The organism is Rahnella sp. GSA61A (assembly GCF_019969905.1).
Classification (GTDB): Bacteria; Pseudomonadota; Gammaproteobacteria; order Enterobacterales; family Enterobacteriaceae; genus Rahnella; species Rahnella aceris.
The window spans coordinates 1-5,197 of sequence record NZ_JAHXYO010000042.1; the positions used below are offsets into that span (position 1 = coordinate 1).

The 5,197-nt window shown below is 46.6% G+C and carries 5 protein-coding genes, 4 tRNA genes and 1 rRNA gene; 2 read left to right on the forward strand and 8 right to left on the reverse strand.

The annotated features are described in order from the left end of the window. The 5 genes from LC431_RS26035 to LC431_RS26055 form a co-directional block, all read right to left on the reverse strand. The coding region (locus LC431_RS26035) for a GTP-binding protein (RefSeq protein ID WP_238483025.1) at positions 1-187 on the reverse strand (187 nt) is incomplete at its 3' end. Between the two features lie 108 nt (positions 188-295). After that, positions 296-371, reverse strand: a tRNA-Thr gene (locus LC431_RS26040). Between the two features lie 7 nt (positions 372-378). Continuing rightward, positions 379-453 (reverse strand) — tRNA-Gly (locus LC431_RS26045). 130 nt (positions 454-583) lie between these two features. Further along, positions 584-668: transfer RNA gene (locus tag LC431_RS26050), tRNA-Tyr, on the reverse strand. A gap of 19 nt (positions 669-687) precedes the next feature. Next, positions 688-763, reverse strand: a tRNA-Thr gene (locus LC431_RS26055). Positions 764-1,149: 386 nt separating this feature from the next. Here LC431_RS26055 and LC431_RS26060 point away from each other — a divergent pair. Both LC431_RS26060 and coaA read left to right on the forward strand, forming a co-directional pair. Continuing rightward, positions 1,150-1,686, forward strand: a complete 537-nt coding sequence (locus LC431_RS26060; protein ID WP_013577416.1) for a GNAT family N-acetyltransferase — start codon at positions 1,150-1,152, stop codon at positions 1,684-1,686. 217 nt (positions 1,687-1,903) lie between these two features. After that, on the forward strand, positions 1,904-2,854 hold the full coding sequence (gene coaA / locus LC431_RS26065) for a type I pantothenate kinase (protein WP_013577417.1): 951 nt from the start codon (positions 1,904-1,906) through the stop codon (positions 2,852-2,854). Between the two features lie 52 nt (positions 2,855-2,906). On the opposite strand, the gene birA is transcribed toward coaA, so the two are convergent. From birA to rrf, 3 genes are all read right to left on the reverse strand, one after another. After that, positions 2,907-3,866: a bifunctional biotin--[acetyl-CoA-carboxylase] ligase/biotin operon repressor BirA gene (gene birA / locus LC431_RS26070; RefSeq protein ID WP_013577418.1), complete on the reverse strand. Its 960-nt coding sequence runs from the start codon at positions 3,864-3,866 to the stop codon at positions 2,907-2,909. Next, positions 3,863-4,900 (reverse strand): UDP-N-acetylmuramate dehydrogenase, encoded by a 1,038-nt coding sequence (gene murB / locus LC431_RS26075; RefSeq protein ID WP_013577419.1) that lies wholly within the window; start codon positions 4,898-4,900, stop codon positions 3,863-3,865. Before murB ends, birA begins: the two co-directional genes overlap by 4 nt. Before the next feature lie 177 nt (positions 4,901-5,077). Next, a 5S ribosomal RNA gene (gene rrf / locus LC431_RS26080) occupies positions 5,078-5,193 on the reverse strand. Positions 5,194-5,197 lie beyond the last annotated feature (4 nt).

Consider the following 5,197-nt stretch of genomic DNA (forward strand, 5'->3'; position numbering starts at 1 on the left):
TGGTGATACCACGAGCTTTTTCTTCTGGTGCGTTATCGATCTGGTCGAATGCGCGTGCAGAACCGCCGTAGGTTTTAGCCAGAACGGTAGTGATTGCTGCAGTCAGGGTAGTTTTACCGTGGTCAACATGGCCGATAGTACCAACGTTAACGTGCGGTTTGTTACGTTCAAATTTTTCTTTAGACATCGATTGTCCCTCTAAGACACGGTTAAATCGGTGGTATCACCACATCAACCAAGCATTTGCTTGACGAATTAGTTTACAGAAAGAAAATCAGGAGGGAGAATTTGGAAGTGGTGCTGATAGGCAGATTCGAACTGCCGACCTCACCCTTACCAAGGGTGCGCTCTACCAACTGAGCTATATCAGCACATACTTGGAGCGGGCAGTGGGAATCGAACCCACATCATCAGCTTGGAAGGCTGAGGTAATAGCCATTATACGATGCCCGCATCCTGGAACTCGGCTACCTGATTGTTCTGAAGAACTTGAAGACGGGGAAAAGGACGTGAGACACTTAATTCCTCACCTTCACCTGAAGCGACTCTTTCACTTCAAGCTGCCTCATTACTAAGGCTTGTATGGTGGTGGGGGAAGGATTCGAACCTTCGAAGTCGATGACGGCAGATTTACAGTCTGCTCCCTTTGGCCGCTCGGGAACCCCACCTAATTGTTAAGTACTTGAATGGTGCCGGCACCAAGAGTCGAACTCGGGACCTACTGATTACAAGTCAGTTGCTCTACCAACTGAGCTATGCCGGCATCAAGTGCTGCGCATTCTATGGAGACTTTACGGGGTATGCAACAAAAAAATTGCATGTTTTGCACTATCGCTCATGTTTTATTCAAAAAGTAAGCTTTTTCCCTTTTTCCGCTGTTTAAGGGGTGAAAATATATCCAAAAGTGCGACTTCTTCATACCTGTCTGAGCAAGATATGAACCACTTTCCTACACTTCATTAATGAAATAAATCCTTCGCAGAGCTTAACCGTCTCATTTATGCACTGAAAATGTGCTTTTGCCTCACAAATGAACATCAAAAGGCATTTCTTTATCAGTTACACCTGATTTCAAGGCCATTTATATTGGCGCAATTCTTGCAATCTTCATTGCGTACGCACTGTTTTGTTATTTTAAGGAGTGCAGCTATGAAAATTGTCATGCTCAACGCCGCAACATTGCCTGTTTATAGAGATGAACTGGCACAACTTCTCATCGAAGCCAACAGTACAGGCGCTTGCGTGGGGTTCCCGCACGTCACCGGACAAAGAGAGGCGGAAGACTCTTTTCATGATTTACGCCCTGCACTAACTCAAAATGAGCGACTGCTTTGGATCGCCAGAGATGAACAAGGTGTCATTGGGACCGTTCAGCTCGATCTGGCCCATTCTCCGGATTTACCTCATCAGGCCGAAGTGAGTACTTTGCTGGTCTGTGCCCGTGCGAGACGACGCGGCGTCGGTCGTCTGTTAATGCGTGCACTGGAAAATACCGCACAGAACCTGCGTTGCTCCGTTCTGTCTTCAGATATGCAGTCAGGTTCGGACGCCGAAGCTTTCTATCGGGCTCAGGGTTATCGCTGTGCGACACTCAGGCAAGACTCAGCCCGTTACAGCAGAAAAAATGAAGTAGTCTATTACAAACAACTACCGCCCTTCACCTGCGCCTCTCACCCCCTCTTTTAGTCTGTGAAAGTGCGGTGAGTATTTCATCGCACTTTCACAGACTTTCCTCACTTGCATAAGTTTCTCAAAAATTTTTAAACTCAATCAAAGAAATCGATAAGTTATAAGAAAAAGATCTCCCTCAAAAATTAAGGTGTCTATAATATGCTGCTGGTTTACTGTCTGGAGTTGGCGTGATCGCCTTTCCTGACCTGCGCTAACAGGCAGACTTTAACTTATGAAAAAAAGAGACCCATCTTTGGCAACTCCTTATCTGCAGTTTGATCGTACGCAGTGGGCAGCCTTACGTGATTCAGTACCACTCACGCTCAAAGAGGCTGAAGTGGTGAACCTGAAAGGCATAAACGAGGATTTATCCCTCGAGGAAGTCGCGCAGATCTATCTGCCACTTTCACGCCTTCTCAATTTTTACATCAGTTCCAACCTGCGCCGACAAGCCGTGCTTGAGCAGTTCCTCGGTACAGATGGACAGAAAATTCCTTATATCATTGGAATTGCTGGGAGTGTAGCGGTAGGTAAAAGCACGACAGCCCGCGTCCTCCAGGCATTATTAAGCCGTTGGCCAGAGCATCGCTCAGTAGAGCTGATCACCACAGATGGTTTTCTCTATCCCAATAAGACGCTCCAGGAGCGTGGGATCATGAAGAAAAAAGGGTTCCCTCAATCTTACGATATGCACCAGCTGGTGAATTTCGTTTCAGAGGTTAAGTCAGGCGCACGGCATGTTACCGCGCCAGTTTATTCACATCTGATCTATGATGTGATACCCGATGGCAATAAAGTTATTGAGCAGCCAGATATTTTGATCCTTGAAGGGCTGAATGTCTTACAAAGTGGCATGGATTATCCTCATGATCCACATCGTGTATTTGTTTCCGACTTTGTCGATTTCTCTATATACGTTGACGCACCTGAAAATTTATTGCAGAGCTGGTATATCAATCGTTTCTTGAAATTCCGTCAAGGCGCTTTCTCAGACCCAGATTCTTATTTCCACCATTATGCAAAATTGCCAGAAGAAGAAGCTGTGAATATTGCGACACAGTTATGGAATGAGATTAACGGTTTGAATTTAAAGGAGAATATTCTCCCAACCCGTGAAAGAGCCAGCCTAATCTTGACGAAAAGTGCTAATCACGCTGTTGAAAGTGTTCGGCTGAGAAAATAAATTTACTGTCGTTAACGAATAAAGGAGAGCCTGATACTCTCCTTTATTTTAGTCAGATACCGCGCAGTGAAATCTCACCGCCAATATAAGGTTTAACTACCGCATCCTGTTCAAGCAACAAAGCACCCTGCGGATCAATCCCGCGCTCGATACCATGAATTTCCTGGTCACCGATGAGTAATTTAACCTGACGATCAAGGAAATTATCTAAACCACGCCAGCGGGGAATAAAAGGTGCTAATCCTTCCTGTTCGAAATGTAATAATGCTGACCTTAACTCTTTCAGCAGCATTGCTGTGAGTTCATTGCGGTCAATATTAACACCCGCCTCCTGCAAATTTATCCATCCCTGAGTGATGGCGTCAGAAGCCGGTTCACGCATTTTGAGGTTAATGCCCGCGCCGATAACCAACTGTGCCGCATCGCCGGTTTTACCTGTCAGTTCAACCAGTATCCCAGCCAGCTTACGGTCATTAAGATAAAGATCATTTGGCCATTTCACCCGTACATCTTTAGCTCCAAGGCGCTGAAGCACCTCAGCCATGACAATCCCGATAACCAGGCTTAGCCCCATTGCGGCGGCAGGCCCTTGTTCCAGCTTCCAGTACATAGAAAGATAAAGATTACTGCCAAAAGGTGAGAACCATTTTCGCCCGCGACGTCCCCGGCCGGCCTGCTGATATTCCGCAACACATGCGTCGCCAGAGCTTAATTCGCCAATTCGGTCTAAAAGATACTGATTGGTTGAATCAATAACGGACAGAACTCTGACCTGACCCGCCGGAAGCAGCTTGAGGATTTTCTCCTCGTCGAGCAGTTGGATAGGATATGGCAGGCTATAACCTTTGCCCGGCACTGTAAATATATCAACGCCCCAGTCACGTACCGTCTGGATGTGTTTATTAATTGCTGCACGGCTCATGCCAATGACTGTACCTAACTGCTCACCGGAATGAAATTCACCATCAGCCAAAATGGAGATCAGTTGCAGAGGAACGGTAATATCTTTCATGACAGCGCACCCACGGCGTCCACTTCACCCTTCGCGGCGATAAAACGAACCTCTGGTTCAAGCCAGATACCAAATTTCTCTGCAACAACATCACGTACATATTTAGCCAATGCACGTACATCAGCGCTGCTCGCATGATCTTTATTAATCAGTACTAACGCCTGTTTATCGTGAACTGCTGCGCCGCCAACGGTAAAACCTTTCAAACCAGCCTGTTCAATCAACCATCCGGCAGCAAGTTTAATTTGCCCATTAGCTTGTGGATAAGACGGCATAGAAGGATATTCGTTGCTGATTTTCTCTGCCACAGAAGCGTCAACAGCAGGGTTCTTGTAGAAACTCCCCGCATTGCCGGTAATGGCGGGGTCAGGTAATTTGCTCTGCCGCATCGCGCAAACTAAATCAAAGATCTGACGGGGGCTAACAGTCTCAGGATCTAAGCGAGTCAGCTCCCCATAAGTCAATTTCGGCTGCCATTGTTTTGTCAGCTTCAGGCCTACGGCAATAATGGCATACCCTTCTTTATAGGAATGTTTAAATATACTCTCGCGATAACCAAACTGGCATTCGTCGGATTGCACGCGGATGACCTTTTCGCTCTGCAAATCCAAAACATCCACATAACCACAGATACTCTGCAGTTCGACACCATATGCACCTATGTTTTGAATAGGAGCAGAACCTACGCATCCGGGAATTAAAGCAAGATTTTCCAGACCCGGAATATCATGCTCTAATGCATAACAAACCAATTGATGCCAATTCTCACCAGCCCCCACATGCAACAGCCATTCCTCTGCATTTTCATCCAGCTCAATACCTTTGATCCGGTTCAGCACTACTGACCCTGCAAAATTCTCCAGGAAAAGAACATTACTTCCTTCGCCTAAAAGTAAAAAAGGCTGCTCCTTTTCCTTCGCTGATTTCCAGGCTGCTATGAGTTGTTCAGTGTTCTGGACATGCGTGATTTCAGCAGCATAAGCCGCCAGAGAAAAAGTATTCAGGGATTGAAGAGAAGTGTCGCCAATCGACATAGCAATATTACTCATGAGTGACTTATTTGTGCTTAGTTTAACCGATCCGATATCCTGATACGCAGAGTTTTATAAGTTGGGGTGGGCCTAAAGACCAATAAACAAAGTCCATGCAGAGCTAAATTCCGCATAGCTAAAAGCCCCGCACTTTCGTACGGGGCTTTCCACTTATTTGATGCCTGGCAGTTCCCTACTCTCGCATGGGGAGACCCCACACTACCATCGGCGCTACGGCGTTTCACTTCTGAGTTCGGCATGGGGTCAGGTGGGACCACCGCGCTACTGCCGCCAGGCAAA

Bases quoted from the DNA above. Each gene is read 5' to 3' on its own strand.
- LC431_RS26060 (WP_013577416.1), top strand. From the start codon at position 1,150: ATGAAAATTGTCATGCTCAACGCCGCAACATTGCCTGTTTATAGAGAT.
- birA (WP_013577418.1), bottom strand. From the start codon at position 3,866: ATGAAAGATATTACCGTTCCTCTGCAACTGATCTCCATTTTGGCTGAT.
- murB (WP_013577419.1), bottom strand. From the start codon at position 4,900: ATGTCGATTGGCGACACTTCTCTTCAATCCCTGAATACTTTTTCTCTG.
- coaA (WP_013577417.1), top strand. From the start codon at position 1,904: ATGAAAAAAAGAGACCCATCTTTGGCAACTCCTTATCTGCAGTTTGAT.